Source organism: Paenibacillus agaridevorans, from assembly GCF_018604145.1.
Lineage (GTDB): Bacteria > Bacillota > Bacilli > Paenibacillales > Paenibacillaceae > Pristimantibacillus > Pristimantibacillus agaridevorans.
In genome coordinates this window covers 8,541,879-8,566,688 of sequence record NZ_CP075889.1, presented here as the reverse complement: position 1 = coordinate 8,566,688, position 24,810 = coordinate 8,541,879, and the positions used below count along the sequence as shown (strand labels likewise).

At 49.8% G+C, this 24,810-nt stretch carries 22 protein-coding genes; 4 read left to right on the top strand and 18 right to left on the bottom strand.

Translation table 11 applies throughout. The annotated features are described in order from the left end of the window. Nucleotides 1-50 precede the first annotated feature (50 nt). Genes KJW29_RS34245 through KJW29_RS34220 form a run of 6 tightly spaced genes read right to left on the bottom strand, consistent with a single transcriptional unit; the run spans nt 51 to nt 10,298 of the window. Nucleotides 51-4,280, bottom strand: a complete 4,230-nt coding sequence (locus tag KJW29_RS34245) for a LamG-like jellyroll fold domain-containing protein (protein ID WP_214627984.1) — start codon at nt 4,278-4,280, stop codon at nt 51-53. A gap of 58 nt (nt 4,281-4,338) precedes the next feature. After that, entirely contained in the window at nt 4,339-5,745 is a 1,407-nt protein-coding gene (locus tag KJW29_RS34240) for a sialidase family protein (protein ID WP_214627983.1), read from the bottom strand. A 47-nt stretch (nt 5,746-5,792) separates the two neighbouring features. After that, on the bottom strand, nt 5,793-6,695 hold the full coding sequence (locus tag KJW29_RS34235; RefSeq protein ID WP_108992728.1) for a carbohydrate ABC transporter permease: 903 nt from the start codon (nt 6,693-6,695) through the stop codon (nt 5,793-5,795). Nucleotides 6,696-6,710: 15 nt separating this feature from the next. Further along, nucleotides 6,711-7,658 carry an ABC transporter permease gene (locus KJW29_RS34230; RefSeq protein ID WP_214627982.1) on the bottom strand — a complete coding sequence of 316 codons (948 nt, stop codon included), beginning with the start codon at nt 7,656-7,658 and terminating at the stop codon, nt 6,711-6,713. Between the two features lie 19 nt (nt 7,659-7,677). Further along, on the bottom strand, nt 7,678-9,345 hold the full coding sequence (locus KJW29_RS34225; RefSeq protein WP_214627981.1) for a type 2 periplasmic-binding domain-containing protein: 1,668 nt from the start codon (nt 9,343-9,345) through the stop codon (nt 7,678-7,680). 29 nt (nt 9,346-9,374) lie between these two features. Continuing rightward, the gene (locus KJW29_RS34220) at nt 9,375-10,298 is read right to left on the bottom strand and encodes a dihydrodipicolinate synthase family protein (RefSeq protein WP_214627980.1); all 924 of its coding nucleotides are present in this window, start codon (nt 10,296-10,298) and stop codon (nt 9,375-9,377) included. A gap of 241 nt (nt 10,299-10,539) precedes the next feature. Between KJW29_RS34220 and KJW29_RS34215 the strand changes: the two genes are divergently transcribed. Continuing rightward, nucleotides 10,540-11,292 carry an IclR family transcriptional regulator gene (locus tag KJW29_RS34215; RefSeq protein ID WP_108992732.1) on the top strand — a complete coding sequence of 251 codons (753 nt, stop codon included), beginning with the start codon at nt 10,540-10,542 and terminating at the stop codon, nt 11,290-11,292. Between the two features lie 89 nt (nt 11,293-11,381). Here the strand turns inward: KJW29_RS34215 and KJW29_RS34210 are convergent, their stop codons facing one another. Together KJW29_RS34210 and KJW29_RS34205 are read right to left on the bottom strand one after the other, a co-directional pair. Beyond that, nucleotides 11,382-11,975 (bottom strand): TetR/AcrR family transcriptional regulator, encoded by a 594-nt coding sequence (locus KJW29_RS34210; protein ID WP_214627979.1) that lies wholly within the window; start codon nt 11,973-11,975, stop codon nt 11,382-11,384. A gap of 27 nt (nt 11,976-12,002) precedes the next feature. Next, entirely contained in the window at nt 12,003-13,169 is a 1,167-nt protein-coding gene (locus KJW29_RS34205) for a YhgE/Pip domain-containing protein (protein WP_214627978.1), read from the bottom strand. A gap of 205 nt (nt 13,170-13,374) precedes the next feature. Between KJW29_RS34205 and KJW29_RS34200 the strand changes: the two genes are divergently transcribed. Next, nucleotides 13,375-13,785: a MerR family transcriptional regulator gene (locus KJW29_RS34200; protein ID WP_214627977.1), complete on the top strand. Its 411-nt coding sequence runs from the start codon at nt 13,375-13,377 to the stop codon at nt 13,783-13,785. An 8-nt stretch (nt 13,786-13,793) separates the two neighbouring features. After that, the gene (locus tag KJW29_RS34195; RefSeq protein WP_214627976.1) at nt 13,794-14,060 is read left to right on the top strand and encodes a thioredoxin domain-containing protein; all 267 of its coding nucleotides are present in this window, start codon (nt 13,794-13,796) and stop codon (nt 14,058-14,060) included. 98 nt (nt 14,061-14,158) lie between these two features. Here the strand turns inward: KJW29_RS34195 and tatC are convergent, their stop codons facing one another. The 6 genes from tatC to KJW29_RS34165 all read right to left on the bottom strand — a co-directional run bounded on the left by tatC (nt 14,159) and on the right by KJW29_RS34165 (nt 18,111). Beyond that, nucleotides 14,159-14,974: a twin-arginine translocase subunit TatC gene (gene tatC, locus KJW29_RS34190; protein ID WP_214627975.1), complete on the bottom strand. Its 816-nt coding sequence runs from the start codon at nt 14,972-14,974 to the stop codon at nt 14,159-14,161. 72 nt (nt 14,975-15,046) lie between these two features. Continuing rightward, complete coding sequence (gene tatA, locus KJW29_RS34185; RefSeq protein ID WP_108992821.1) at nt 15,047-15,274, bottom strand: twin-arginine translocase TatA/TatE family subunit; 228 nt, start codon at nt 15,272-15,274, stop codon at nt 15,047-15,049. 95 nt (nt 15,275-15,369) lie between these two features. Continuing rightward, nucleotides 15,370-16,419, bottom strand: a complete 1,050-nt coding sequence (locus KJW29_RS34180; protein WP_246608937.1) for a molybdopterin-binding protein — start codon at nt 16,417-16,419, stop codon at nt 15,370-15,372. An 11-nt stretch (nt 16,420-16,430) separates the two neighbouring features. After that, the gene (locus KJW29_RS34175; RefSeq protein WP_087571141.1) at nt 16,431-16,925 is read right to left on the bottom strand and encodes a MogA/MoaB family molybdenum cofactor biosynthesis protein; all 495 of its coding nucleotides are present in this window, start codon (nt 16,923-16,925) and stop codon (nt 16,431-16,433) included. A gap of 70 nt (nt 16,926-16,995) precedes the next feature. Then, nucleotides 16,996-17,466 carry a cyclic pyranopterin monophosphate synthase MoaC gene (gene moaC / locus KJW29_RS34170; RefSeq protein WP_214627973.1) on the bottom strand — a complete coding sequence of 157 codons (471 nt, stop codon included), beginning with the start codon at nt 17,464-17,466 and terminating at the stop codon, nt 16,996-16,998. An 18-nt stretch (nt 17,467-17,484) separates the two neighbouring features. Beyond that, on the bottom strand, nt 17,485-18,111 hold the full coding sequence (locus tag KJW29_RS34165) for a 5-formyltetrahydrofolate cyclo-ligase (protein ID WP_214627972.1): 627 nt from the start codon (nt 18,109-18,111) through the stop codon (nt 17,485-17,487). 154 nt (nt 18,112-18,265) lie between these two features. Here KJW29_RS34165 and KJW29_RS34160 point away from each other — a divergent pair, with 154 nt between their 5' ends. Then, nucleotides 18,266-20,203: an ABC-F family ATP-binding cassette domain-containing protein gene (locus tag KJW29_RS34160; RefSeq protein ID WP_214627971.1), complete on the top strand. Its 1,938-nt coding sequence runs from the start codon at nt 18,266-18,268 to the stop codon at nt 20,201-20,203. An 89-nt stretch (nt 20,204-20,292) separates the two neighbouring features. Here KJW29_RS34160 and KJW29_RS34155 read toward each other — a convergent pair whose 3' ends face one another. From KJW29_RS34155 to KJW29_RS34140, 4 genes are all read right to left on the bottom strand, one after another. Then, nucleotides 20,293-20,949: a response regulator transcription factor gene (locus KJW29_RS34155; RefSeq protein WP_087571145.1), complete on the bottom strand. Its 657-nt coding sequence runs from the start codon at nt 20,947-20,949 to the stop codon at nt 20,293-20,295. After that, nucleotides 20,927-23,323 (bottom strand): ATP-binding protein, encoded by a 2,397-nt coding sequence (locus KJW29_RS34150; RefSeq protein ID WP_214627970.1) that lies wholly within the window; start codon nt 23,321-23,323, stop codon nt 20,927-20,929. Before KJW29_RS34150 ends, KJW29_RS34155 begins: the two co-directional genes overlap by 23 nt. Nucleotides 23,324-23,363: 40 nt before the next feature. After that, nucleotides 23,364-23,534 carry a competence pheromone ComX gene (locus KJW29_RS34145; RefSeq protein WP_179215859.1) on the bottom strand — a complete coding sequence of 57 codons (171 nt, stop codon included), beginning with the start codon at nt 23,532-23,534 and terminating at the stop codon, nt 23,364-23,366. A 138-nt stretch (nt 23,535-23,672) separates the two neighbouring features. Then, the gene (locus KJW29_RS34140; protein ID WP_214627969.1) at nt 23,673-24,653 is read right to left on the bottom strand and encodes a polyprenyl synthetase family protein; all 981 of its coding nucleotides are present in this window, start codon (nt 24,651-24,653) and stop codon (nt 23,673-23,675) included. Nucleotides 24,654-24,810 lie beyond the last annotated feature (157 nt).

Below are 24,810 nucleotides of genomic sequence, written 5' to 3'. Positions count from 1 at the left end.
ATCAACATTCCCTTCTGCCTATCAGCCCAAATCAAAATCCGCAAATCTTATTAGGTTCCTGCAGCCAATAAGGCAATCTCATTGTCGCTTAGCGGACGATTGTACACCCTGACATCATCGATTAGACCGTCAAAACCCCGTGCGGCCAAATTGAGCTGTCTTCCAAGGATCATGTCGCCAAAGGCGACGAAATTCGCCGCCCAGCCGTTACTGGTTTGCTTGACCAATTCCCCATTGATATACAGCCGCATGCTGGCTCCGTCACGGGTAACCGCTACATGCGCCCACTCCCCTGTCGACAGAGAGTGCCCGGCATCCGCTTGCAATGTCTGATAGGCAGCCGAGCCACTGTCCCATTGAAACACCAGACGTCCTTGATCCTGCAGCATAAAGCTGAAATCTGCAGTTGAATCGCCTAATATGCCGTTGCGGCTGGATGACCCCGAACCGGAACGGAAGGATTCCGGCTTGATCCATGCAGCAACAGTCGCCGTATTGCCGGCTGACAATTGCAGACCGTCTCCGAAGTTGACGTAATCGCCTTCACTTTCCTCAAAGTCATAGGCCGTCCCTACCTTGCCCGGGACTTGAAGGGCGGCTCCGTTGTTGGTCCCCGGGTAGCTCTGCATGGCATCGGCAACGATCGAACCGGATGCTTCATCCAAAGTCCAATGCGCCATAAGCCCTTTATTGGCCATCAAAGCAATCTCATTGTCGCTTAACGCATAGTTGTATATGGCCGTCTCATCGATAAGACCGTCAAAACCGCGTGCCTTGTTGCCATTCACCCTGCCAATATTCAAGTTGCCCAATCGGCGGAAGGCAGACTCGAAATCATCCGTCCTGACTTTTTTGACCACACCATTGATAAACAGTTTTGTCGTGCCGTCCTGTTTGGTAACCGCCACATGCGTCCATTCTCCTAAAGACACGGCATCTGCCGCATCAACCTCAATACTCGATATACTGTCGCCTTCAATTCCATACAAAACAAGATTATTGACTTCTACGCCGTTTATTCCGCGACCGTACAAACGTATATCATCGATTAAACCATCGAAATTACGGTTCGCCTTGGCACCGCCAATGCTGATATCGCCAAGCCCGGCAAAATCCCGCGCCCAAGCTGCGCTTGCAACCGACACGCCATTTACATAGAGAGTTGCCCGGGTACCGTCCATGGAGGCCGCTACATGCGACCATTCATTAAGCGGCACGGCTAACGTGCTTTGAAACGTCTTATAGTTGATTCCGTTGTAGAGCAACAATGTAAGCTTGCCCGAATCTTGAAGCGTGAATATGATACTATTGTTGCTATCCGTAAAAATAACATTCCGGCTGTTTGCGCCCGTGCCTGTTCGAAAAGATTCCGGTTTAATCCAGGCGGCGATCGTTGCGGTGCTGCCGTTTATCGATAGGCCTGAGCCGCAATTCAAATAATTTTTCGCACTTTCCTCGAAGTCATAAGCACGATTGCTCCATCCATCTTGATCAATCGTTGCACCATGATTAGCGCAATGATTATTCCCAATCATGTCGCCGGCCGTGGTACCGGTCGTCTCATCCAGCGGCCAGTAGGCAAGAGGCGTTTTTCCGGCGTGTTGTCTGGCGTACTCCCACGAAAAAGCAAGTCTGCCTTCATTCTGTAAAGCAAACGTGAGAATGCCGTCCGAGTCGCCCATAATGCCATTCCGACTCATCGCCTCAAAGCTGCCGCGAAACGTTTCCGGATTGATCCAGGCAGCGATAGTCAGATCATTTGTAAGTCCGGGCTGAATGGTCGAACCTAAATCAATATAATCATGTTCGCTTTCTTTAAATTCATATGCAGTATTGACAGCACCGACTAAACCGCTTTCGGCTCCGTAATTGATTCCATGCGCGAACCCGCTTATATCGGCTACCGTATTTCCGCTGTCATCCATTTTCCATACCGATCTCCATTTGTCGCCTCTATTATTAACATAACACGGAAATTTGACTTGAACCGTGCCGCCGCCATAACTGATTGTGGCAGTCAAGATTACAAATCCGCTTCGCGATGCACTAACCACGCCGCCGGAAGTAATCAACGTTTGATCGGAGGAACCCCAGCTTATGGCTGCGCCCCGAACGCCACTTGTCGGTAATTGCAGATTTGACGTAACCTCATACATCGACGGATGGATTCCGCCCGAAATTTGGTCAAAAAGCGAAGGGTTATTTCCCCGAATCAGCTCCCAACGCAAGGTAAGCTCATTATCAAACAAAATTTGTTCCATTCCGGGAAATAACGGCCTCACGTCAAGCTCGCTTTGCGCATATAACACAAAAGAACCGGTCTCTTCGGCCATTAGCAGGTCCAGCACGCCATCGTTGTTTATGTCCCCCATTGTGGATGCGGCGGTATGATTGCCGGTAGGATGAACCAGCTCATCATCATGCGTGACAACATACAACGTGCTGGAAAACTGGGGATTCGCATTGGTGCCGGTATTGACGAAAAGTGTGATATGCGCATTTTTGTTATAGCCATCCTGGTACCAGCTTAAAGGAAACTTGCCCGTTCCGGTTGCCAACAGATCGAAAACTCCATCCTGATTCCAGTCGACGGGTTCCAGTTTGACCCTCCCCTCATTGCCTGCATCGCCATCCATACGAATCGGCATATGAGGACTGTCGTCGTAACGCAACCACGTTTTATTTTTGAGCCTATTCGTGCCTGAAGCGGAGTCCTGTTCGTATCTTGCCAGGTATCCATACTCATCCAGCGCAAAATAATAATTGACTCCATCAACTTGAATGGCTGCTGGCTTAGAACGGGTATGCGTTCGCAACTCGCTGCCATTGTATAACAGTCGCACGCCTGCAGCGAATGAATAGTTCGTTGGCGTGCCAATATTGAGATAGAGCGTATGATAGCCGCTTATGTCCGAGGTGACGATATCCAGATCGCCATCCAGGTCCCAGTCGAACAGCATCGGCTGTGTATAGCCCCAACGCCACTCCTTATAACCTTGTACCGATCCGCTGGGTCCAGCGATATGCTGTATCCTCTGCCCGCCCGCTTCCAGCAAAACCTTGGCCGCAAAACCCGGATTCTCCGCCGTGCCAATGTTTTCGAAATAATTGATGTATCCGCTTGAATCCCCGCTTATCAAATCCAGCTTGCCATCCCCGTTCAAATCGCCGAAATCAGGGACAGGCAGCGAGTCCGTAGACAGCCTGGCATTCCGGGTTAACACGGAATATTCGCTTTCGATTTTATTGCCGCCGTTCAACTCGCATATGACTAATCTGCCGCTTCCCGTGGAAGATAGCAACAATTCAAGCTTGCCATCGTTATCGATATCAGTCCAACGAAGATGAATGGCGCGATGCGCATGTTCAATATGGCCATTATAATGGTTAGCCTCTATCAAGTTGGTTCCGGCTTGAAAATAAGGGATGCCGGATGACAGACCAGCCTGTTGATAGAAGTGCAAACGATCATTGTCATGCGCAACAACCAGGTCCGGTTTGCCATCGCCGTCCACGTCGCTGACAGCGATAGCCGTAGTCGTACGATGCGTAATTTCCGAATTGTCGGTTAGCAAAAGGATATTTCCGCTATCAAAAACAGGATTCGTATCCGTTCCGCTATTCAAGAATACATACAGATGCGTGGACAACTCCTTGCCAAGCCAATTTCCCTGATTGTCATAGCCCAGGCCAAGTCCCATATTTTCATGATAAGGGGGAATCAGAAGCTCCCCTTCTCCAGGTAGCGGACTGCTGCCGAAGACAGCCACCGCAACAGCATCCTTCGTGCCGTCCCCATCCAGATCGCTGTATGTGAAATAACTGAGAGCTTCTCCTATCGGTACGCTTAACGTACCTATCACATCATAATTTGCAAAGACCGGATTTCCCGCCGTTCCCGAATTGCGGTAAATGCGAAGCTCGTCGTTCATTCTGGCGATAATGTCAAACAGGCCGTCCGGTCTGGTCACAGCATCAATATCGACCAGATTTTTCAGAAATGTCAGATCGTCGTTTTGTATTTCATAATAAGGGTAGCCATTGGGATCCGTGCCGGTATTTTTGTATAAAGAGTACGTATTATGATAGAAATGCATAGATATCATATCGAGCTCTCCATCATCATCCCAATCGACGAACATATTGCCATACATATCTTCGAGATTGTCCGCGATAGACGGATTGGCGTATCTCAAATCCGTTTCGGCCGACACGGGTTGACTGATGATCATCAGCGCCATGACAATAAATCCGGTTAAAAAATAGGTGGATTTATACATATGCTTCACATCCCTCCAACAACGTTTTATCGAATGCAAGTCATACTGCCGCTTCGTCTCAAACTTTACATTCCAGGTATTGTCTGAACTGCTTGATGCGGTGGAAAGTGGTATAGTTGGAGTCATGCATGTTTTTTGCTTGATTGATGGCGGTGCGGCACAAAAAGATAATATCGTCGCCATCGATCAAGAAGCTGACATACTGCAAACCGACATCTGCCGGATCTTCATGACGGAAATCATGTAGTCTTTTTACGATTTGGAAATTTTGCATATCATGCGATAAGGCAAGCGATAACACATTACGCTGTCGCGGCGTCTCAGCATTGACAATTTCGCTGACAATTGCCCAATAGGCCTGAGAACCTTCGTCATAAAGAAGGTCGAATTTCGAATTGCTGCCGCCGTTAAAGTTGGCAAAGCTATGGAATTGCAACGGCTCTTCGGGTTGATTTTTATTTCCTTTTAAAACAAGCGCTTTTCCGTATCCGTCCATTTGATAACGCAGCACGTTGTAAATTTCCCCATCCGGACCGACGACTGCGTTCCCTTCCAAAGCTCCTTTGGATTGTCCTTCCGGCATCGCTCCGGGCCAAGAATGGTCATAAGGCAAAAAGCCTGTACAGGACCAGTTCTCGGCAACAAGCAGATCAGCGTCGGCATCAATGGAGATCAGCCCGCTGCTATGTCCGCCAGTCGACCAGGAACCATAATCGACAGCGGTATACAGTCTATTCTCATATTCGATAACCGGCATTGGCGCCTTATGCGGCCCGCGGCCGCTCCAGCTTCCCGCGCCTTTCATAATCGTAACCGGCGCCCCCCAAGTCTGCCCCTCGTCCGTGGAACGGCCAATCAGCAAATCGCCGTATTCCGTGGAGTTGGCCAGCATATACAGGACGCCGCGATGGCAGAACAGCTTGCCCCAGAAGCAGGGAAGCAGTTCGCACACATAACGCCAATGCGCGCCGTCATCATCCGAGCGAAAGAGCAGCGTCAGGTTTTGCGGCGCTTTGCTCGAATAAACATCCATCGATGCCAGCAGGGCGCCCGATGGCAGCTTAACAATCGAAGGGCTGCACAAGCTCCTGCCGGAGAAGGCGTAGGTTTCGTCCTCGGGATGCAGATAGTTGACGACCGTGCCGACCGGCGGACCCGTCCGCGCCAGACGGATATCGCTCAAGCCCGTCCCGCTTGCCCGCACTACGTACATCTCATAGTCGCATTCCGGTTCCAGGCCCGTAATCATGCCAACCGATGAATCCAGCGCAATGACCGCATACGGATCATTGGTCCGGTATTTGCGGTAATAGAGCAGATGCGCGCCATTGTCTCCCGCATCCATCCACTCAAACTCGATCGAAGCAACGTCCGGTGCCAAACGGCATATATAAGGCAAGCTGCGTTTGTGATATTGATCGTAAGGGCTGTATGGCCTATAACTCCAACCGGCGTATCCTAACATGTTGCTCACTCCTGAAATGTAATAGTGTTTACGATCTCGTGATTGCATTATCCTTTAACCGATCCAATCATAACGCCTTTCACAAAGTATTTCTGAACAAACGGGTAGACGCACATAATCGGCAAGGTGGACACGATAATGACCGCATACCGCATCGCTTCCACTAAATAAATTTGCGCCACTGCATCGCCGCCCATATCGGCGTTCTCGGATGCCATACTCATGGCTGACTGATTGACAATCAAATCGCGCAAGGCCATTTGCAACGGCATATAGCCGGGATCTCGCAAGTAGATCATGGCATTGAACCATGAATTCCACTGGCTTACCGCTGCAAAGAGCACAAGCACGGCAATGAGAGCTTTGGAGACGGGCAAAACAATTCGAAAGAAAAAGGAGAAATGACTGCAACCATCGATACTCGCCGCTTCAAACAGTTCATCAGGTAGAGTAGATCTCATAAAGGTTCTGCTAATAATGATGTTTGTAATATTGACTGCTCCCAGCAAAATGATAATGAGCGGATTGCCGTATAGACCGATTTCTTTTACAAGCAAGTAAGTTGGAATAAGTCCTCCATTAAAAAACATGGTAAACAACAAAAACGCTGTAATAATCACTTTGCCCGGGAAAGCTTTGCGGGACAATGAATATCCTGCAAGCAGACTTGTCGCAACCGAGAGAAACGTAAAAAAGAGGGTATAAAACAACGTATTACGGTACCCAACCCAGATTGGAGTGTAGTTTAACACTTCCAAATAACCTTTGAAATCAAAGCTTTTCGGCCAAAACAGCACTTTCCCGGTAGCAACCAGCTTCGGATCGCTAAATGAAGCGATAACCACAAAGTAGAGTGGATAAGCTACGATTAGAAGCAGTAGAATTAAAATGGTGTAATTAAAAATATCGTATATTTTGTCCTGCCTGGTTTGTGAAATGGGTTTTGACATCGCGCTTTCCCTCCTCTACCATAGCGATTCCTGGCCCAAGCGTTTACTGATCTGGTTGACCAAAAGAATCATAATGAAATTAATGCCGGAATTGAACAAGCCTATAGCGGCAGACAGACTGTACTGTCCTTCTCTGATCCCTATCTTGTACACGTAGGTATTAATAACTTCGCTTGTACTTACATTGAACGAGTTCTGCATAAGGAATACTTTCTCAAAACCTACATTCATGATTGATCCGGATTCTAAAATTAACAAAATAACAATTGTGGGCAATATAGACGGCAGATCGATTTTTAAAACACGTTGAAATTTACTGGCTCCGTCTATAATGGCCGCTTCGTGCATGGACTGGTCTACCGCGGACAAAGCGCTGAGGTAAATGATGCTGCTCCAGCCAAGACCTTGCCAGACGCCGCTCCACACATACAAATGCGGAAAAGCGGCAGCGTCTATCAATACGCCAAGATTTCCTTCCAGCAAGCCTATGGAATTCAACAGGTTTTTGACGATTCCCATCGAAGGAGAAAAGAAAATATTGACCATCCCGATAATAACAACGATAGAGATAAAATGGGGTGCATAAGTAATGGTCTGAACCAGCTTCTTCAGCTTCTGATTGCTTGCGCTATTAAGCATTAGCGCCAGCAGAATAGGCAGCGGGAAGCCGGCAAGCAGCATATAGAAGCTTAGTATTAATGTGTTTTTCAGAATGACGGTAAACATAGGCATTGAGAAGAAGCGGTCGAAATATTTGAGACCTACCCATGGACTGTCTATAATGCCCAAATGCGGCTTAAAATCTTTGAAAGCAATCGTGACGCCATACATTGGCAAATAGTTAAAAATAATAACTAGCACAATGGCTGGAAGAAGAAAGATATACAGTTGTCGGCTTTCCCAGATTCTAAAGCTTAAGGGTTTAAGGTTTCCACTCCCTTTGTTTAGTCTCGATGACTTCATCCGCTCATAGCCCCTTCCATTATTTCGCGATTACATCGTATCCTTTTTGTTTTAACCCCACAAACTTTTCCAAGCCTAAGTTGTTCATTTGTTTCACATACGCATCCCATTGTGCATCGATATCTTGTTTGCCTGTAATAAAATCGGCAAACATCGCTTTACGATAGTTCGTTAGATCAGCCTGGTATTGCTTCATCATGCTGACATCATCTGCATCAAGCGCACCTTCTACTAATACCATGTCATTGGGCATGACTACATCTTTATAGACATTCTCGTATGCCCAAGCTCTGTTGTTCTTCACATCATAGGTCAGCTCTTTCCATTTGTTTTCGTAGAAGTCCTGGTCTCTCAAGGCGACAATGGAATTGTGCAAACCTAACTGACCGCTATGCTCCGTCATTTTGTCAGGGGATTCCTCCCAAAATAATTGATAGGCTTTTCCCTCACTGTCAAAATCCCAGGTTACTCCTTGAATGCCCCTGCTTATCGTCATACCCAGTTCGATATCTGAAGCGATTGCTTCCAGCAACCGAGCGGTTGCAACAGGGTATTTATTGTTTTTAGTAATAATAGCGGCGTTGGCCGGTCCAGCTACATAGGCTTGGCTTCTGATCAACGGCTTCTGACCGTTCCCGCTGTCGAGCGGGCCCATGGACGTTCCGAGCTCCGGCTGTCTGTTTTCGTAAGAATGATAGGAGCCTACAACCGGCGGAAGGGAGCTGATTTTAGCTGCATAAGTATTGAAATCGTCTGTAAACACTTCAGGCGGAATCACCCCTGCACTGTAAAGTTCGCGCAAATATTTGAGCGGTTCTTTAATCGCCGGATTGGTAGACTGGTCTTTAACGACACCGTTATCTACATACAGATAATCTCCGTGTGTAATATAAACGCCAAAGCTTCCATAAATATCGAATTGCCCGCCAACATAGCGATCGAACATGAAATAGTACGGAATAACATCGCTTGGGATAGATCCTTTTCCGGCATTTTCTTTGATAGCAATTAGAGCGTTTTTGAATTCTTCAGTCGTTTTAGGTATTGGTATTTGCAGTTCGTTTAACCAGGAATCCATCATAATCCATTGGTCGCGCAAGTTGCGAACAAATGGAGCGAAGTCAATGAAAGGCAAGCCATACAACTTTCCATTGGAAGCCAACGAACCGTTATAAACAAGCTTGTTCTCCTCCATAAAGCGGTTCCACGTTGGAGCATATTGTTCAATCAACGGTTTCATCTCAACGAATTGATCGCCTTCAACGGCGGAAGTCATTTGATTTGCATTGATGCCGACAGCGAACAGAATATCGGGATAATCATTGCTGGCAAACATTAAATCTACTTTTTCAGAATCTTTTAATACTTCAACTTCAACATTAATATTCGTCTTCTCGGCAATATACTTCCAAACTTCCGTTGTGTCCATTTCCGGGCGCAATGCGCTATAAGAGACAACGGCTTTCATGGTAATCGGTTCTTTCGTAATCGGATAACCTTCCAAATTGGTCATGCCGCCATCGGCAGTGCCATCCGTTTGTTCCGGCGCGGTGCTGCTTGTGCCCGGGTTCTGAGCAGGAGTGTTAGTGCCCGGTGTTTCTGCTTTGCTGCATGCTGCCAGCATGCTTAATACCAAAATCGTGATCAGGCCAAATTTGAACATCGAATAAATACGTATTTTTTTCATACTTTTGCCTCCCTTTAAAATGAATAGTGTTAAACCTCTATCGCCATTGCTTCCCTGGCTACTAACGAAAGTCCCGTTAGCTGAGCGATTTCTTTGCGCTGCGATTCGGTAAATAGATTGGTGTCCCGAACCCGGCTGCCGATTTCCATCGGAAGACCTTGCAGTGTCAAGCTGTATTTGGCATTAACCGGATAGTACTGGTACTCCGCCATCGAATTGGTACCGAGAAATTGCTGCAGCTGCTCAGCCTGTTCCGGCCTGGATTGAAAATGATTGCAAAGCCAGGCGTATAGTTCCGGATGAAAGTTAGCCATAACCCCGCTGTATCCGTCTGCGCCAAGCTGTAAGCTTTCCAGCAATGTTGCGCTGTTGGCGTTAAACAATTTAATGCCCGAGTCCTTAATGATTTGCAACTTCTCGGCAATTTGCTGTATGCTGCAGCAAGTGTCTTTAATGAACAAAAATCGATTGAGTTGCACACAAGAACGCAGTACTTTTGGGGACAGCAATCTTTTGTAAGGATACGGGCATTCGTAAATACCTAGCGGGACATTGGGCAACCTTTCTGTAAACGCTGTCATATTCTCGATTAAGATATCGTCGCTTTCATCCTCCGCAGCAAAGCGGTTTGGCAGAATGACGTAGGCTTCTGCACCGGTACACATGATTTCTTCCGCTTCACGAACCTGATCGTCCACACTATCTGCCGTATGTCCGGATACAATAACCTGCATCCCGTCCGGCGCATTCTCGACAATAAACTTTGCCAAGCTTTTTTTCTCCGCAAGAGTCAAGTGAAACATCTCACTGGATTGACACACTGCAAATATGCCTGCAACACCTCGTTTCTGATAGAAATCGATCATCTTTTCTACGGCGGTATAGTCGATTGTATTGTTTGCCGTAAAAGGAGTAATCATGGTTGGCCATACGCCACTCTTGATGCTCTGCATGTTATCCACTCCTCATTTGTTCTAATATATAGAACGTTATTCTATATTTATCTTTATGACGTCATATTAGCACAGTAATTTTGTTGTGTAAATAGTGGATTCAACTTATATATTATATTTCCAGGCGAAAATCATCCAGAATTCCAGATTTATGTAGAATGATGTTGCGTAAAAATAGTATACTGTTCTATAATAGGGAACAACAATGCAGATTAGGAATTCAGGAGAGAGGGGTTTGGCGATGGCAGAGGAAGCAAAAGTGAAAACATTGAAAAAAGCATTGGACATATTGTCCTGCTTTTCAGTTGCAACACCGGAATTGGGGATTTCAGAAATTAGCGAGCGGCTTGATTTGTACAAAAGCAATGTGCACAACATTATTTCTACTTATGAGCAGTTTGGCTATATCGAAAGAAATACGGAGAACGGCAAATATCGTCTCGGCACCAAGATTTTGGAGCTGTCGTATATTATAAACTCCAATCTGGGGTTGCATAACGCAATCCAACCGCCTATGAGCGCCTTGTCGGTAGAGGTCAATGAAGTCATTTATTTTGCGGTGCCCAAAGGAGCTCGCATTATGTATTTGGAAGGCGTATATCCGGCTACATCCTTTAATGCGCGTTCTATGGCAGGCGAGACGGCCGAAATGTACTGCACTTCCCTTGGCAAAGCAATTCTGGCTTTTTTACCGCCCGATCAGGCAATAAAAGCGATAAGCGAGCAAAGCATGCGCGCCCATACGCCTAACACAATAACGGATCGCAATGCCTTGCTGAACGAATTGGAGCATACTCGCAAAAGAGGATACAGTATCGATAATATGGAGCATGAATTCGGCATTAAGTGCGTCGGGGTTCCTGTATTCAGGAGGGACGGTTCTTTGCTGGGCGCCATGAGCATATCAGGTCCGTCGCTCAGAGTCGAAGACCGCATAGAGGAATATGCAGAAAAGCTGCACACCGCCAGCCAGAAGATCAGTTTGCGTACGTGAGTGAAGCAAGCATCCTCTTTCTTCTCACAGTTTTCTCCAGCTATAAATTCAAAACCCGGGTCGCATAAGCACCCGGGCAAATTCACTGCTTATTCAGCTTTGTAATGCAGGCCCCGCAGAATAAACTCGGTCAACTCCTGCGTCATCGTCTCCAGATCGGGCTGCCCTTCCTCCAGCATGACCGACCAATACTCTTGATTGCGGTGGAAGAGGAGCGTACCTACAACAGACATAAACACCGTATCCACCGAGTGGAATTCGAACAGGCCGCGCTCGCGCCCTTCCTTGATCCACTTGCGCAGCAGTCCCCACATCGGCATGACGTGCTCCCTGATCTTCTGGATACGCGGCGTGTTCATTATTATTTCCTGCTGGATGATCGTTATCAAGAGCGGATCCGACTGCCTGAAGGCCGTGACCTCCCGGATCACCAGCTTGACGCCGGCCACGGGATCCATATCCGGATTCACCGAGGCGACCCGGTTATTCGGGAATTCCGTCTCGAACAACGCGCCGAACAAACTTTCTTTGCCGCCGAAGTGATAGGAGACAAGAGCAACGTTAGCTCCCGCTTCTTCGCAGATTTGTCGAATGGACGTGCCTTCGAAGCCATGCTTCGCGAACAGTCTTTTGGCTGCCGTCACAATTCGCCGTTTCACATCCAATTCGTCTATCGTTGACATGTCTCCCGATCGCTCCCTGCCTAAATGTTATGACTGCTGACGACCGGCGATAACCGCCTGAGGCTGGCGTGCTGTCTTCGTCTTGAACACCACCGCTGCCGCGCTGCCCACAATTGCAAAAGCCGTAATCACGAGCAGCGCAGCCAAGTCGCCGCCTACGCCCGGACCGCCGAACAAAATATTCATATTGCCGTCCACCGCGTACGTTGCCGGCAACAGCTTGCTAAGTCCCGTATAGAAGTCGGACAACAGCTCTCGCGGCACCATGGCTCCGGAGGATACGAGCTGAACCGACAGCAGCATAATATTGAATAACATGCCCGCCATGCCGAACACGTACAAAAACATCTGGGAGACGAACATAAACGTGAGCAAGAAAATAAACTGGAAGCCCCACAGATGAAGGAAACCTTCCTGGATCTGGCCTCCGAGCGCCGCGAGGAGCGAAGCTCCGACCAACGATACGGCAGCAGCGGAAATCACGTTAATCAGGCTGCGCGCTCCGAATCGGCTCCAGCGGCCCGTCGCCGATGCGATCGCCATCGACGATTGCTCCAGATTCATCCCCATGATCATCGCGCCTACGTACGAGGCAAGCACCATCATCATCGGCACCATTTGATTGTTCATGCCTTGTACGGGATTGACGGATTGTACATCCGACACGACGCGCTCCGACAATCCGCCGGATACCGCTGCCGCTTGCTCCTCCGGCATGTTCATGCCCGTCAACGTACCTTTGATGCCCATCGCGACGGCTTGTTGGTTCACCTCGGCGGTAATCGTCTCCGCGGCGCCGCTCATCATGCTCTTAATCAGCGCGGGATTGGATTCGTTGATAAGGAAACCGATCTTGGCTTGCCCGTCAGGCGAAGCCGCCTGTCCCGCGAAGTCTGCAGGGATGTGCACGACCATCTGCAGCTCGCGATCATGCAGTTGCTTCTTCGCCGCTTCCACCGACTCAGGCCGCACGACAGTGAAGGGCAATCGATCCGCCAGATTTCCCGCAATGGCCTCTCCCATCCCGCTGGCATCCTCGCTGACAATCGCGATCGTCAGTCCGTCGACACGATCCGTTACTCCGTCGTATCCCGTCATCCATATGACCGAGAATATAATCTGGAACATAAATGCCGTAATAATACCGACCCAGGTCGTCGGCCTCTTCAGGAACGCTTGCAGCGCCGTTTTCATTATTCTACCACTCCAATCTCGATTTAAACAATCGTTTAAAACAACTGTTTAAATTATGCTCCGGAGCGATTGTTTTGTCAAGCCTGATAATATGGTTATTTGCGGTATAGTTCACGTCCTGTCTATAATGGCAAGTTGTTCAAACTTTTTGTTGACCCGGTACCATAGTACCGGGTTTATTATTATTTATGAGGAGGTGGATGCTATGAATGGTCTCACCATAAGCCAGTTGGCCAAAGCTTCTAACGTAAATGTAGAGACCATCAAATATTACGAGAGACGGGAACTGCTATCGAAACCCACCAGAAATGAAGCGGGATACCGAATATTTTCGGAAGCGGCTGTTGAAGAAGTGAATTTTATCAAGAAAGCGCAGTACTTGGGGTTTACCCTTAACGAAATCAAACACCTATCAGCTTTTGTCCAACAAGAGAGTTACTATCCATCAGAGGATATGTACGAATTCGCCATTGCAAAGCTAAAAGAGATTGATGAAAAAATCGCTCAATTGGAAAATTTCAAATCGTTATTAAAGCAAGTCACTGACTTGCCGACATATCTGATTCCGCTGCCAAAGCAGGAATGCCCCGTTCTCAAACAAATCATGAAGGGATGAAGCGGATCATGGGTAAAAATATTGAAATTTTTACAGACAGCAACTTGTTTGGAGACGATGTCGTCAAACTTGTGAAGGAATATGCTTGCCCGAAGTGTTCTATTCTCATATATGACGCCAATTGTACGGATCCGGATGTGGATTTGCAGTCAAAGGTTAGCGAATACGGCATTACATCGATGCCTGCCATTGTTCTTGATGGTAAAATAGTCCCCCCTGAGAAACTGGCAAGGGGGAAATTCGCAAACATGGTTCATCATATTTTTCAAAAATAGCCCCGTCAGAGTCGAACCCAGATACTTCGTTTCAATTGACTGCGCCAAGCGCAACAAAAACCTGACGCATCCACACGTCAGGTTTCTTATTTGTACGATTAAGTTTGAGCAGCAGCCGAATCCTCTTCTTCCTCCCACTTGGCATCCGCCACTCGCTGCTTGCGGAACACGATGCCTGACAGAAAAACGCTGAACTCGTACAGCAGAACGAGCGGAATAATGACCAGGATGTCGGATATGAAATCCGGCGGAGTGATCGTAACGCCGATTATCGCCATAATAAAATAGGCAAGTCTGCGCATCTTGCGCAATCGCAGAGGATTGACGATCCTGATCGCCGTCAGGAACATAATGACAAGCGGCAGCTCGAACAGCAGCGAGATCGGGATCAGGATGCTGAACATGAACGTAAAGTACTGAATGATCCCGTACGTTTCCTCCAGATTCAAGTGTGCCGCAACCGTACGCGTGAAGTTAAACGCAAGCGGAAACACAACAAAGTAAGCGAACGCGAGGCCAGCCAAAAACATAATCAGCGCAAATGGCACGTATTTTAACGTGGATCTCTGCTCAATCGGTCTCAGCGCCGGCTTTACAAATGCCCATAGCTGATATGCGGTAAACGGAAGCGTGATCACTAACGCTATGACAAGAGCAATCTTCATGTACATGCCGATGCCATCCCATAGAGAAAACGTATGTAAGGTCATCGTATTGGCCGGTTCCAGACTCATCAAATAATTATACAAAGGCTGTGCCGCAACTAAACCGAGCACGAGTCCCAGCGTTAATACGATTAAAATATAGATCAGGCGTTTACGGAACTCGCCCAGATGCTCCAACAACGGCATCAGGCCATCTTCCCGAAGCAAACCTTTGTCGCTATTCTCCCTCACCTTGTCGCCGGCTTTCATCGGTGAATTCGACTCTCCTTTCGACATGCTCCCGCAAACCATTCTTCGATTTCAAGAAAAAAGCGGGTCCGGTTATTCCGGAAGCCGCTTGTTCGTTTTCTCCGTATCGGGTGCCGTACTTACTTCCACTCTGCTTTTGTCCTTCGCATCGCTGTCATCCATAATCTCGCGCGCTCCCGACTTGAATTCGCGAAGCGTCCTGCCGAACGCGCGGCCGAGCTCGGGAAGCTTGTTAGGTCCGAATAACAGCAAGGCGATCAGGACCAATAAAATAATGCCTCCTGCACCAATTCCGCTCATAATTAAACCTCCTTCATTTGAGTATTGCCCATCCGTGCGAGAAACCAGCTTCTTAAGCTGCCCGCCAAACCTCTGCCGCAGAATGGCCTGCGATGTTAACGCGACAGCAAGCCGCCATATCCCAGCGGCACTATATCAGCCTTCGTAATCGTGTCCCCTGCGAGAATTCGCGGGAGAAGCACGTCAAATGAGGTGTAAGGGTCATGCATGACGCAGCCTGGAAGTCCGAGAATAGGAATTCCTTGTATGTAACCCATGAGCAGCATAGAGCCCGGAAGCATAGGCGTTCCGTAGCTGACGATATCTGCGCCCGCTTGACGAATGGCGCCAGGCGTCCGGTCATCGGGATCAACGGACATGCCGCCTGTCACGAGTATCATATCATACCCTTGCGCCAGCATAAAGTGTATTTCCTTGACAATTACTTGACTATTGTCGGGGGCAAAACGCTGCTCCGCCACTTCGGAGCCTAACTCCGCCAGTTTGGCGGCAACAGCGGGACCGAATTTATCCTTTATTCGTCCCTCGTACACTTCGCTTCCCGTCGTCAGCAGCCCCGCTCTCGCCTTGCGGAGCGGCCTAACGCGCAGCGGCGCCGCTCCGTCATGCTTGAGGCGGTACTGTCTGGCCAGTTCCTCCACTTCCGCCACTTTCTCCTTGGGCACGACCAGTGGAATCGCCCTAGTAGCCGCGACAGGATTGCCTGGACGGACCACGGCATGCCGCTTGACCGTTGCAAGCGCGATCTCTCCCAGCGCGTTTACGGCGTCCACGATATCCTTGTCTATCTCGGCCAGTCCGAGTATTTCAGACTTCAAGCTTACCTTGCCCTCGTGGGGTTCTGTAAGCACGAGCTGCTCGTCGGCAAGCGCAAGAGCCATTGCTAGCGCGGCATCGTCTTCGTGCAGCTCGCCATCGCCAAGCTCGAGAATGTAGATATGCTCTTTTCCGATATCGAGCAGACTTGGAATGTCGGCTTCGGAGATGAGATGTCCTTTTTTGAACAGTCTTCCCTTGAATTGACCGGGAATAATCTGCGTCAGATCATGCGCCAATCGCAATCCCACGGCATCATATACGGACACTTCTCTCAGCAGCGACGTTCCTTGCCGAATCGTTTTTTGCTCCAGCTCCGTCTGCTCCATGCTTCGTTCCGTCATCCGCTATGCTCTCCAAGCTGTCCCGACAGAATGCCGAGCGCATGAGGCAGCTGGTCCATAACGGCCATCAAGCTCTCATGAACGCCTTTGGGACTTCCAGGCAAGTTGATGATCAAGGAGTTGCCGCGAATGCCGCAAACGCCGCGGGACAGCATCGCCCTTCTCGTCTTCTGCAACGCGCCTATTCGCATTGCTTCCGCGAGCCCCGGAACCTCCCGATCGATCACCTTAAGCGTCGCCTCAGGCGTAATATCACGGGGAGCGAGGCCCGTCCCTCCGGTCGTCAGAACAAGATCCGCCTGGAAATACTCCGTCATCTCGATTAATGCCGCCATAATTTCATCCTGCTCGTCCGGTACGATCCGATAATCGACGATGACGCCGCCAAGCTCCTCCTCCACCAACTCGCGAATAACCTGAGCGCTCGTATCCTCCCGCTCCCCGCGCGATCCCTTGTCGCTAGCCGTCAATAACGCAACCTTCCACTGCATATCCCATTCCTCCCATCCCGAATGTCCCGCGACTGCTCTCTCTACGCTTCCGTTATATAGATGTTGAACTCTAACTTATGCTGTAATCTCCGCTCTTCCCGCCGCTCTTTGCCACAAGCTGCGTTGGCCCGATGATCATATCCTTTTGCAATGCCTTGCACATGTCGTAGACCGTAAGCGCCGCAGCCGATACGGCAGTTAACGCCTCCATCTCCACGCCCGTCTTGCCTGTTGTTTTCACAGTTCCTTCTATGTATAACTCGTCCTCGCCGTTGTCGGCGAACACGATATTAATGCCGGTAAGAGGCAGCGGATGACACATCGGTATCCAGTCCGACGTCTTCTTGGCCGCCATAATGCCCGCGACCTGCGCGACCGCCAGCACGTCTCCTTTGCCGATTGTTCCAGCCTTGATCCGTTCCAGCGTTTCGCGATGCATCTTGACGCCTGTTCGCGCCGTCGCGACCCGGGTTGTGACGTCCTTCTCCGAGATATCGACCATTCTTGCCCTTCCTTGTTCGTTAAAGTGGGTAAGCTCCATCCCGCGCCTCTCCTTTCTTTACATATGTGATCCCGCTCTCCAATAAATAGCCGCTTCTGTGACAACGCCATCGAGGCGCAAATCATGCTCCTCACCCGGGACCTCATCCCTTATTTGCGCTTCGAATGAGGCTCCGAGCCAGAGCGTTTGCTTCCCCAACCGTTCGTTGCTGTCAGACATCCTTTGCCAGAAGCGATCGTAATAACCTCCGCCGTATCCCATTCTTCCCCCGTTCCGGTCGAAGGCGAGCCCCGGCACCAGCACAAGCTCCGGCACAACATCGTCTTCGAGCGGAGGGGCAAGGTTTGGATCGGGCTCCAGAATGCCATAGGCCCCGGCACGAAGCTGCGCTAAGCTGTCCAGTCTGTGCAAGGTCATGCTTCGTCCTTCTACGATGGATTTCGGCACGATAACCCGGACATCCTTCTGCCAGCACCATTGCATCAGCGTACTTAAGTCGAGCTCGCTGCGGAACGACACATACGCCATAATAACGCGAAGCCGTTCGCGCTCCACCAGATCCGCGATATGACGGCATGCCGCAATTGACCATCTCAGGCGCTCCTCGGGGTCTAACGCATTCCTGTCCGATGCATAGACAGCCCGTGCCTTCGCTTTCTCCTGTCCAACGTATGGCGCGTCCATCGTTCAATCCTCTTTCCCGTCCCATGACTGAACTTGCCTTTCCATGTAGTGTACCATTGTTATACAACTTTCGCCAATGGATGCAGCACTTTGTGGTAAACTAGAAATTGATGCACGCAGCGTTATGCTGCAACTATGGAGTGGAGGGTCAGACATGCTGTTGCAAGTGTCCAATGTGTCCAAACATTATGGCGTCACCGCCGTATTATCCCATATTTCCATGCAGGTTCAGGAACGCGACCGGATTGGCCTCGTCGGGGTTAACGGCGCAGGCAAATCCACCCTGCTCAAAATAATCGCCGGCGAAATGTCCGCCGACTCCGGCGATATACATAAAGCCAAAGAAACGAAGCTCGGTTATCTCGCCCAGAACAGCGGCCTTCAATCCGATCGCACCATTATCGCGGAGATGCGCGCCGTGTTCTCCCATCTGCTTGAAGCGGAGGAAGAGCTCCGCGAGTTGGAGCTGCGGATCGCGGATCCGGAACTCCACGACAATCCCAAGCGCTATGAGGAGACGCTGGAGCGATATGCTCTCCTGTCCGACTGGTTCCGCGAGCAGGGCGGCTTCGAGATCAATACGCGCATCAACAGCGTCCTGCACGGCATGGGCTTTGGCAGCTTCGATATGGAGACGGTCATTTCCACCTTAAGCGGCGGACAGAAGACGCGTCTTGCGCTGGCTCGCATCCTGCTTCAGGCTCCCGATCTGCTCATGCTTGACGAGCCTACCAACCATCTGGATATCGAGACGTTGACCTGGCTGGAATCCTACCTGCGCGGTTACGCAGGCGCTATTGTCGTCGTATCCCATGACAGGTATTTCCTCGACGCGATGGCGAACACGATTGTCGAGATCGAACGCCATGTCGCCACACGTTATACAGGCAACTACTCCCGATATCTGGAGATCAAGGCTGCCGAATACGAGACGGATCTTAAACATTACGAGAAGCAGCAAGGCGAGATCGAGAAGATGGAACAGTTCATCCAGCGCAATATTGTGCGCGCCTCGACGACAAAGCGAGCCCAGAGCCGACGCAAGGCGCTGGAGAAGATGGAACGACTGGACAAGCCGCTCGGCGATCTCAAGAAAGCGCATTTCACCTTCGAGGTCGAGCGCATGTCGGGCAAGGACGTGCTCAGCGTCGACGATCTGTCCATTACCTTCCCCGGCAAAGAGCAGCCGTTATTCCGCCATATCGGATTCGATCTGACGCGCGGCGAAACCGTGGCGCTGATCGGACCGAACGGTATCGGCAAATCCACGCTGTTGAAGGCGCTGATGGGGCAGCTTGAGCCCGCTTCCGGCACCATACGATTCGGCACCCACGTAAAGATTGGGTACTACGATCAGGAGCATACCCGATTAAATGGACAGAATACGGTGCTTGAGGAAGTCTGGAGCGAATATTCCCATATGGAGGAAGCACGAATTCGCACCGTCCTTGGCAACTTCCTCTTCAGCGGCGAAGACGTGCTCAAGCGGATTTCCTCCTTAAGCGGAGGCGAGAAAGCTCGCGTCTTGCTGGCCAAGCTGATGCTGGCGCAAGCCAACCTTCTCATTCTCGACGAACCGACGAACCATCTGGACCTGTTCAGCAAGGAAGTGCTGGAAGCCGCACTCATCGATTATGAAGGCACGCTGTTGTTTATCTCCCATGACCGCTACTTCTTAAATAAGATGGCGGAGCGAATCATCGAGCTTCATCCCGACGGCATCCGACATTTCCTGGGCAATTACGATGATATGCTGGAGAAAAAAAGCGAGATGGAAGACGCCAAGCGCGAAGCCCTTGCCATGCAAGCCTCCGCTCAGCGCAAGACCGGCGCCGCTGCAGAAGCTCCGACGGCCAGCTCCTACGAAGCGGAGAAACAGGCCAAACGCGACGAACGCAACAAGCAGCGTAAGCTGGAGCAGCTCGAAGCCCAGATCGCCGAGCTGGAAGGCGCCGTCTCCGAATTGGAGGAGCAATTGACGGATCCCGCGATCTTTAATGATTACATCCGCATTCAAGAGATTCAGGCCTCCATCGAAGAACACAAACAAATGTTATCCGCAGCCTATGAGCAATGGGAAGAACTGATGTAGACCTCTTCTGGCGGATCAAACTTAATTATAGAGGGAGGGCTGCCGGCACGATGATACTCTCATCGCGCCGGCAGCCCTCTTCTATGACATTAATAGGTTTCCATACTAATAAGTCCGAGACGTTTCGCTTCGCGAATAGCCTCCGATCGTGATCTTACATTTAACTTCTCGAAAATACGCGTCAATTGATATTCCACGTTGCGTTGGCTGACATGCAAACTGGCTGCAAGCTCCTTGTTGCTCACGCCCGCAGCAACCTCAGACAGAATAGTCATCTCTTTCTCGTTGATCGATACGTCTTCGATGGATAACTCCGATCGGGCCACCAATACTTCGTTTCGTCTTAGCTGCTTTAACAGCGTAATGGGGATAACCGCCTCTCCCCGTAACGCGCAGCGAATGGAGTTGTGCAGCTGCTCCCGCGAAGCCGTCTTCGATATGAAGCCGGAAACGCCAGATTCGATAAGCAGATTAAAGTGCGAGCCAATCTCGTAGCCGGAATAGATGACGATCTTGCGATCCGGATCCAGCTGAAGCAAGCGCTTCGTCAATTCCAGCCCGCTTATGCCTGGCATATTGAGATCGCAAAGAATCAGATCGAACGGTTCCTTGCCTGTCTGCACTTTGTTTAAAGCTTCCAAAGCGGAATGTGCAACAGTCACCTTCATCTCGCCATCTTGTTCAATCATCGTCTTCGTGCCTTCTCCCACGGAGGGATGATCGTCAACTAATAAGATATGAATCACCTGTAATACCCCTTTCGGTTCTTGCCCCTTCTATCATAACCGGCATCAGGATCGTCACCTCAAGTCCCCGGCCGCGCTCCGATACGAACGAAATTTCGCCATCCAGACTCGCGACACGTTCCTTAATGCCCGATAAACCCATATGTTCGAAAGATTCCGCCATCCCTTCGACATCCATACCGATGCCGTCATCCTGATAGCGGAAATACAACATATCCTTGCGCAATTCCAGCTCCAGTGTAATAACCTTGGCGTCTGCATGTTTGTCGGCATTGCGCAGCAGTTCCTGAACGATTCGGTAGATCGCCGTTATCTGCTCTTCATTCAGCTCGTGCTGAATAGGCTTGGAACGGAATTTCACTTCGAAGTTCACCCTCATCTGCGTATGCTCGATAATCGACTCCACCGCCTCGACAACCCCCATCTCCTTAAGCAACGGCGGTCTGAGTTCATTGCAGGTTTCCCTGATCTGATGGATGACGTCCAGAAGCCCTTCTTTAATCGCTTCCAGCTCATTGCCGAGCTTTTCCGAGAGGGGATGGTCCATCATGATGCTCTCCAGTCTGCGATACCAGAGCAATTGGTCCTGCAACGCGGAATCATGAAGATCCGCTGCCAGCTTTCGCCGCTCGTTCTCCGACAGGAGGAACAACATCCTGAGCACCCATGGGGAGGGCGCGTGTTCTTTGCGGACCTCGGACTGCAGATCCTCGATCAGTCCTTCTATCAAATACAGATTCTCGAACACAATGCTGGAATAGTTGGCCATTGTTTTAAGCCAGCGAATTTCGTCGGAATTAAATTTCGTATGATTCGTCTTCATGCCAATCCACAATACATGGTATCTGGAACGTTGCTTGCCGATGACGAGACCTAGACCGAACGGAAGATCAATCAAGTCCCCAAGCTTGAACGCGTTGACGGTACCCAGCAGGAAGTCGGCGGTTACCATCTCTTCGTGTTCATCGCTCATAGGAAACACCGCATGCTCCGATTGATCGACGATAAGGAACGTTATGCGTCCTACGGGCAGCAACTGGTTGATCTCGTTCTTGAGAACCGACTCCAGATCGCCTTGCTTCATGACCTTAGCCACATTGCGGGAGAAGCGATCCAGACTGTCCTGATAGCTGTACATCGCCTTGAACAGCCTAGGCCGGAATCGCTGATCGATCTGTTCCTTAGCGTACAAGAACAATGTCATGCCTACATATACAATGACAAACGATCCGCTAAATTTCGACCAGGCGCTGCCATCCGGCGCCTGGGCCGCGAGCGTGACCACTGCCGCCAGCAGTAAGGCCGGCAGGAGTGACAACGCCGTGTAATACTTGAATCGCGTTAATATAAAATCTATGTCGAACAGCTGATTGGAAGTCGACAGATAGAAATAGACGATCGGCAACACAAACAAAAACAAAGCCGTGAATGCCGGAGGCAGAACCTGATCGTTGCCAAACAGCTGCGGCAACAAGTTCAAAGCCGCGAATGGCGTAAAAGCCACGAGGTGGGCAGTCAACGTTATCGTAAACAGCGAATGAAGCTTCGTAAAACGGTGTTTCATATATTTGAGCACAAGCTTGTAGACGCAAACGAGATTGCCGATGAGCACAATAGCGCTATAGGCATTCTTGATATAATTAAACGTCTCGTTGCTAAGCAGATCCGTCCAAATATAGATCAGGCTGCTCGCGCTGACCGCGCCGACGATTCCGAAGAGTACGACAAGCCATCGCTTGTCGATCAAACTCGCGTCGAATCTTCGCAGATAAATGTTCATGAAGCTCATATACAATAACGGAATGGTAGGCAATACGACATAAATAATCGATAAACCGATGGGATCCCTCAAGATGGACGCCGAGGAACTGTAGTAGCTTATCCCGATCGACGAGAAAAACAGAATAAGCATAATAGCCGCCGGATCATGATTTCGTTTTACATAAAGGAATGCGGAGAACGCGCAGAACACGAATAGCGATATTCCCGGTATGTATAGCTGCAGCAATAATTCGAGCGTCGTATGCTCGCCCGACCAGGCTTTGGCGAACGTAATGGAGATTATGGAGCTGCCTCGACGTTCGATAAGGACGTTGTCCGCGTCCTCCAGCGAATCGTATTTCAATAGATTGGGGAATTCGTCCGCCTGCTTGCCATTGATCTCAAGCACCCGGTCACCAATCTGTAATCCGTTCATCTTGGCCTGGCCCCCAGGTGCCAGTGAAACAACAAAAAAACCGGCATTATCCTGAGGAAGGACGTACGCTCCGATGGAAGGTACGCGAATAATGACGGCAGTCAAATAAATTGTTATTGTAACAAAAAAAATCAAGAAGAGGAATGCGCTCAGCCTTTTCATTGCCGTGGATTTCATGCAAACCTCTTCCTTTCAATCTCTTCATCTGACTTGGAAACTAGTTCCAGCCGTAACCGAAATAACGGGCACCGTTGTCCTTATCCTTCAATTCGCCTAGGAGAGCTCTCTGTTCTTCCGTTGAAACTCCTGCCAATTGAACTTGTCCACCCATAACCAACTTCATACTTTCTGCGCTGCTTGCCAATTGACGAATCATGTCCTTCAACATTTTACATTCCTCCGCTTCTCCTATTAATGAACATCGAATATAGTACATTTCTACTATATCAGACATAGGATAGCAGGCAAACGCAAACTTGATTGGTATTTACCGAAATAGCTTTTGCGTGATTTCGCTCCCTATGGACTAGGCGTTAGATCGAAGGGCCTTGTCATTGATCCGACTATCATCGCCCAGCATGCGAACAAGCCCTTCCTTCCACCTATCTTCGGCAGGCATGGCGTCCAGCAAATCGAGGAAACGATTATAGTGCATACGTCCCATCACCGTTCCATACAGCAAGGCGCCTGTCCGTTCCAGCGCTTCGCGGAACTGGTCTTGCCTGTCCCGAACAGCTTCCGCGCCGGATCTCCCTTGGAAGTAGTCTATAATCCAGGAGTCCTGCTCCGTGCTGCTTTCCATCAAATACAGCAGCGGCAAACTGATCTTTCGTCCCAGGAAATCGCTTTTGTCGTCCCAGCGCACAAGATCCCTTACGTCGTTCTTCATCTGGGCGGACAGCCCTAGCGCTTCCGCATACGCTTCTATGTCCGGACTCCACTCGCGTCCCGCGCACATCGCGCCTGCATTGCAGGCCAGAACGAACAAAGACGCGGACTTCAACCGTATCATCTCCACGTAACCATCCTCGTCCTTCGCTTCACTGGCAATATCCATCATCTGTCCGTTCGCGGAAAGCAGCAGTTGATTGTTGAGCCGTTCTGCGAATTCGCCGCGAAGTCTGATATCCTTTATCCCTTGCAGCATCGCCTGGTGCGCCAGCGTCAGGATGGAGGTTGCGGCATGAAGCGACTCCGGCATAGGAATGTTCATCCATGGCTTGGCAGGCGCGTCTCCATCCTCCAAATCGTCGAGAATATCCGTTGCCAGAATCAATAATTCCATGCCCGCCGCCGTCATAAGAGGGTCGCCCTCGATACCGCCGTACATATGGTAGTGAACGAACGTCAAAGATCCGAAGATCATGACCTCGCCGAGCTTGTCTTCCACGAAATCAAGCGCGTGCTTCTGAAGCCGCAGGGATTGGAACCTTTCCCGAATGAGCGACTTCATTGCCTCGCCGATTCTAACGTTTAGATTATTCCAGTCATTATGTACCCATTCCATATGGATTCCTCCGCAAGTTCAACAATGCCATAACCAGTATACTACGTTCTGCGTTTGCTGGCATCGTTCTTCTTTGAATCACCAATTCCCTCCTCGCTCCTGCGTGATAAGAGAAGTGCGATCATTTCCATCCTTATCTCCATTAGACTTCTGTGTT

Bases quoted from the DNA above. Each gene is read 5' to 3' on its own strand.
- KJW29_RS34245 (WP_214627984.1), bottom strand. From the start codon at position 4,280: ATGTATAAATCCACCTATTTTTTAACCGGATTTATTGTCATGGCGCTG.
- KJW29_RS34240 (WP_214627983.1), bottom strand. From the start codon at position 5,745: ATGTTAGGATACGCCGGTTGGAGTTATAGGCCATACAGCCCTTACGAT.
- KJW29_RS34235 (WP_108992728.1), bottom strand. From the start codon at position 6,695: ATGTCAAAACCCATTTCACAAACCAGGCAGGACAAAATATACGATATT.
- KJW29_RS34230 (WP_214627982.1), bottom strand. From the start codon at position 7,658: ATGAAGTCATCGAGACTAAACAAAGGGAGTGGAAACCTTAAACCCTTA.
- KJW29_RS34225 (WP_214627981.1), bottom strand. From the start codon at position 9,345: ATGAAAAAAATACGTATTTATTCGATGTTCAAATTTGGCCTGATCACG.
- KJW29_RS34220 (WP_214627980.1), bottom strand. From the start codon at position 10,298: ATGCAGAGCATCAAGAGTGGCGTATGGCCAACCATGATTACTCCTTTT.
- KJW29_RS34215 (WP_108992732.1), top strand. From the start codon at position 10,540: ATGGCAGAGGAAGCAAAAGTGAAAACATTGAAAAAAGCATTGGACATA.
- KJW29_RS34210 (WP_214627979.1), bottom strand. From the start codon at position 11,975: ATGTCAACGATAGACGAATTGGATGTGAAACGGCGAATTGTGACGGCA.
- KJW29_RS34205 (WP_214627978.1), bottom strand. From the start codon at position 13,169: ATGAAAACGGCGCTGCAAGCGTTCCTGAAGAGGCCGACGACCTGGGTC.
- KJW29_RS34200 (WP_214627977.1), top strand. From the start codon at position 13,375: ATGAATGGTCTCACCATAAGCCAGTTGGCCAAAGCTTCTAACGTAAAT.
- KJW29_RS34195 (WP_214627976.1), top strand. From the start codon at position 13,794: ATGGGTAAAAATATTGAAATTTTTACAGACAGCAACTTGTTTGGAGAC.
- tatC (WP_214627975.1), bottom strand. From the start codon at position 14,974: ATGAAAGCCGGCGACAAGGTGAGGGAGAATAGCGACAAAGGTTTGCTT.
- tatA (WP_108992821.1), bottom strand. From the start codon at position 15,274: ATGAGCGGAATTGGTGCAGGAGGCATTATTTTATTGGTCCTGATCGCC.
- KJW29_RS34180 (WP_246608937.1), bottom strand. From the start codon at position 16,419: ATGGAGCAGACGGAGCTGGAGCAAAAAACGATTCGGCAAGGAACGTCG.
- KJW29_RS34175 (WP_087571141.1), bottom strand. From the start codon at position 16,925: ATGCAGTGGAAGGTTGCGTTATTGACGGCTAGCGACAAGGGATCGCGC.
- moaC (WP_214627973.1), bottom strand. From the start codon at position 17,466: ATGGAGCTTACCCACTTTAACGAACAAGGAAGGGCAAGAATGGTCGAT.
- KJW29_RS34165 (WP_214627972.1), bottom strand. From the start codon at position 18,111: ATGGACGCGCCATACGTTGGACAGGAGAAAGCGAAGGCACGGGCTGTC.
- KJW29_RS34160 (WP_214627971.1), top strand. From the start codon at position 18,266: ATGCTGTTGCAAGTGTCCAATGTGTCCAAACATTATGGCGTCACCGCC.
- KJW29_RS34150 (WP_214627970.1), bottom strand. From the start codon at position 23,323: ATGAAATCCACGGCAATGAAAAGGCTGAGCGCATTCCTCTTCTTGATT.
- KJW29_RS34145 (WP_179215859.1), bottom strand. From the start codon at position 23,534: ATGTTGAAGGACATGATTCGTCAATTGGCAAGCAGCGCAGAAAGTATG.
- KJW29_RS34140 (WP_214627969.1), bottom strand. From the start codon at position 24,653: ATGGAATGGGTACATAATGACTGGAATAATCTAAACGTTAGAATCGGC.